At 63.4% G+C, this 3,770-nt stretch carries 4 protein-coding genes; all 4 read left to right on the forward strand.

The features are described 5' to 3' along the window. On the forward strand, nt 1-514 hold a 514-nt coding region (locus tag EOD07_RS26280), incomplete at its 5' end, for an AraC family transcriptional regulator (RefSeq protein ID WP_164772537.1). Nucleotides 515-754: 240 nt separating this feature from the next. Then, the gene (locus tag EOD07_RS26285) at nt 755-2,029 is read left to right on the forward strand and encodes an extracellular solute-binding protein (protein WP_127237488.1); all 1,275 of its coding nucleotides are present in this window, start codon (nt 755-757) and stop codon (nt 2,027-2,029) included. Between the two features lie 98 nt (nt 2,030-2,127). After that, complete coding sequence (locus EOD07_RS26290) at nt 2,128-2,994, forward strand: sugar ABC transporter permease (protein WP_127237489.1); 867 nt, start codon at nt 2,128-2,130, stop codon at nt 2,992-2,994. Continuing rightward, nucleotides 2,991-3,770 (forward strand): carbohydrate ABC transporter permease (locus tag EOD07_RS26295; protein ID WP_164772538.1); only part of this gene is annotated, 780 nt, incomplete at its 3' end. The genes EOD07_RS26290 and EOD07_RS26295, both read left to right, overlap by 4 nt.

The raw sequence follows: 3,770 nt of genomic DNA on the forward strand, positions 1-3,770 counted from the left end.
GGTCTTCCATGGCCGGACGGCGCTCGACGGCGCCGAGCTGATGGAACGGATGGGCGAGGTGCATGGGCTGGCAAGGTTCCGCATGTTCCTCGAGCTGCTCGAGCTTCTGGCCACCACCGACGAATACGAACTTTTGTCGTCGCCGGATTTTTCCCCGCTACTGGACGCGGAATCGCTCGATATCATCCAGCGCTCGCTGACCTACCTGTTCCAGCATTTCGCCGAGGACCTGAAGCTGCCGGACGTGGCTCAACTGGCCGGCATGAGCGAAAGCAGTTTTTCCCGCTTCTTCCAGAAGAACACCGGCAATTCCTTCAGCGACCACCTCGCCAAGCTCAGGCTCTGGCAGGCCTGCAAGCTGCTCGCCGATACCGAGATTCCGATCACCGACATCTGCTTCCAGGTCGGCTACATGAACATCTCGAACTTCAACCGCGCCTTCCTGCGCAAGCACAAGATGACCCCGTCCTCCTATCGCAAGCTGTCGCGGCAGCGCCTGACGCTAAGGGCGTAGGACAGCCGAGAGCCGAATGCTCCGATGGCACTGATACTCGTGTGACGAGCAGACTCTGCCCGCGCCATATTTTGCGCCGCACAATGCATAAAAGTACAGATCTGCTGCAACGGGGCTTCTAGCCTCGCCCTCTCCAACTGCTCATTTTGGCGACGGGTGGAAGGTCCTACGGGCGACGGTGAGGGTCGCTTAATCCGAGGACCTGCCGCTTTTCGCGAGTGTTCCTGGAGGAGAAAACCAATGAATTCAAAACGGCTCGCTGCCAGCCTCGGCGCAGCGTTCGTGCTTACCGCTTCCGTGTCAACCGCAGCACTTGCCCAGGCGCCCGTCTGCTCGGCGCCGGTCAAGGTGCTGGCGCAGCCGCGCGACGGCCTGACGCTTCTGGAGGACTCCAAGGACGAGTTCAAGAAGCTCTCCGGCGCCGGCTTCCAGATCGACTACCTCAACGAAAACGACCGCCGCGCCAAGTCGCGCGCCGATGCCTCCACCGTGGGCAACTACAACGTCTACTATGTCGACGAGGCCAATGTGGCTCTGTTCGCCTCCTCGGGCTGGATCGTGCCGCTGACCGATTACTACCCGGCCGACTACGACTACGCCGATTTCGATCCCGGCCGCCAGAAGGTCGCCACCTATGACGGCAAGGTCTGGTTCGCGCCGCTCACCGGCGGCGGCGACCTGATGGTCTACCGCAAGGACGTGCTGGAAGCCGCCGGCATCCAGCCGCCGAAGACGGTGGACGAGCTGATCGCCGACGTGCCGAAGCTGACCAATGCCGACAAGGGCATGTACGGCATCGCGCTGCGCGGCGCGCGCGGTTCGGGCGCCAATGTCTGGCGCTGGATGCCGTTCTTCAAGGCCTATGGCGGCAAGTGGTTCGACGGCGACAAGCCGGCTTTCAATTCCGACGCCGCCGTGAAGGCGACCGAAACCTATCTCAAGCTGTTCAAGGACTCGGCGCCCGGCACGCAGACCGGCAGCTGGGATGAATCGACCGGCGCCTTCCTGTCCGGCCAGGTCGCCATCCTCGTCGAATCGACGCCGCTGTCGGGCATGGCGGTCGACCCGAAGACCTCGCAGGTGGTCGGCAAGGTCGGCTTCCTGCCACCGCCCTCGCCGCTGCCGGGCGGCGGCTACGGCCATGGGCTCGCCATCGGCACCAAGGCCAATGCCGATGACGCGGCTAAGAAATGCGCCGGCCTGTTCATCGCCTGGGCAACGTCGAAGGAGAACGAGAAGCGCCGGCTCGATGCGCATCAGTTCGGCGAGCTGAACCGCACCAGCATTCTTTCCAGCAAGGAATTCGCCGACATCTACGGCGCCGATCTCGGTCAGGCGCTGGCCGAAACCGGCAAGGTGACCGCGGTGAACTTCTGGCAGGATCCGCGCTGGCCCGATCTCGGCGACCGCTGGGGCATCATCCTGGAGGAGCTGGTCACTGGCACGCGGACCGACATCAAGGGCGGCCTCAACGAGCTCGAGGCCTATGCCAACGATCTGGTGAAGAAGAAGTAATCCTCCCGCCCGCGGCGTACGGTCCACGGCATTCGAAGGAATGCCGGGATCCGCGCCGCGGGTTCTACCAACGATCCAAATACACCCGAGGATAGGCCATGCGCCGACGCTCTTCCCTGCCGGTCACATTCCTGGTTCCGACCTTAGCCATCCTTCTGGTGCTGTCGATGGTGCCGACGCTCTATGCGATCGTCATCGCGCTGCAGAACCGCGAGCTGAGCACGACCGGTTATTCCTGGGTGTGGTTCTCGAACTTCGCCGATCTCTTCCTCGACCGCCGCTTCCTCAACGCCGTCTGGGTCTCGGTGAAATGGGAGATCGTCACAGTCATCGCGACGATGGCGGTGGCGATCGGGCTCGGCGTGCTGATGTTCGAGGTCGCCGGCCCACGCCTGCGCAATTTTTACTGCCTTCTGTTCATCATCCCGGTGCTTTTGCCGCGCGTCTCGGCCGCCTTCGTCTGGAAGTTCGCCTATCACCCGCTCTATGGCATCGCGACCTACCCCTACCGGCTGATCACCGGCGGGCTGATCTTCGATCCGCTGTCCAAGCCGGGCACCGCGCTCTTCGCCGTGGCATCGGTGGATGTCTGGCAATGGGGGCTGTTCTTCGCCGTCATCGTGCTGAAGCTGCTCGAGACCTTGCCGCCGCAGCCGATCGAGGCGGCCAGGCTCGATCACGCCAGGCGCTGGCAGATCCATGCCTATGTCACCCTGCCGATGCTGAAGGCGCCGCTGATCAGCCTGATGTTCGTCAAGATGATCGAGTCGCTGCGCTCCTTCGACCTGATCTATGTGATGACGCGCGGCGGACCGGGCGTGGCGACCGAAACGCTCGACATGTACGCCTTCTCGCAAGGCTTCATCGAGTCCGGCAAGGTCTCCTACGCTTCGGCCATGGCCGTGCTGATGATGATCGCGACCGTCATCACCTTCACCATGCTGTGGAAGCGGGTGCAGGCATGAAGCGGGTAAGACCGGGCCGCCTGATCGCGAAAACCGTCCTGGCGCTGGCCGGGTTCCTGGCCGTGTTCCCGCTGGTGTGGACGGCGCTCAACGCGCTGAAGAACAATGTCGACATCATCACCCGCGTGCCGAAGGTGATCTTCACGCCGACGCTGGCCAACATCAGCTACATCCTCGGTCGCGACAGCGTGCTGACCGGGCTCTACAATTCCGCAGTCGCCTGCGGTGCGGCGGTGCTGATCGGTATCGTGCTCGGCCTGCCGGCGGCCTATGCGGTGGCGCGATATCCCAACCGCTTCGCCGGCGACATCCAGTTCTTCGTGCTGTCGCTGCGCTTCCTGCCGCCGGTGGCGGTGGCGATCCCGCTGATGGTGATCTGGCTGCAGGTCGGACTCTACGACACCTTGCCGGCGCTGATCGTCACCTATTCGCTGCTCACCATCTCCGTCATCATGTGGCTTGCCATTCCCGCTTTCCAGGGTGTGCCGAAGGAGATCGAGGAAGCGGCCTTCGTCGACGGCTACGGCGCCTATTCGGTGTTCTGGCGGATCGCGCTTCCCGTCGCGGCGCGCTCGCTGATCGGCGCCATCGCCTTCAGCTTCGTCTTGGTCTGGAACGAGTTCCTGATCGCGCTGATGCTGTCGAGCTCCAACGCCAAGACGCTGCCGATCGTGGCGTCCGAGCTGTCGCAGCAAGGCATGAACGTGCCGTGGGGGATCCTCAACGCCTCGGTCGTGCTCCTGTCGCTGCCGCCGCTGCTCTTCCTCGGCGTGCTC

This window comes from Mesorhizobium sp. M2C.T.Ca.TU.002.02.1.1 (assembly GCF_003997225.1).

Excerpts from the sequence above, each read along its gene's own strand:
- EOD07_RS26290 (WP_127237489.1), top strand. The coding sequence starts at position 2,128 with ATGCGCCGACGCTCTTCCCTGCCGGTCACATTCCTGGTTCCGACCTTA.
- EOD07_RS26285 (WP_127237488.1), top strand. The coding sequence starts at position 755 with ATGAATTCAAAACGGCTCGCTGCCAGCCTCGGCGCAGCGTTCGTGCTT.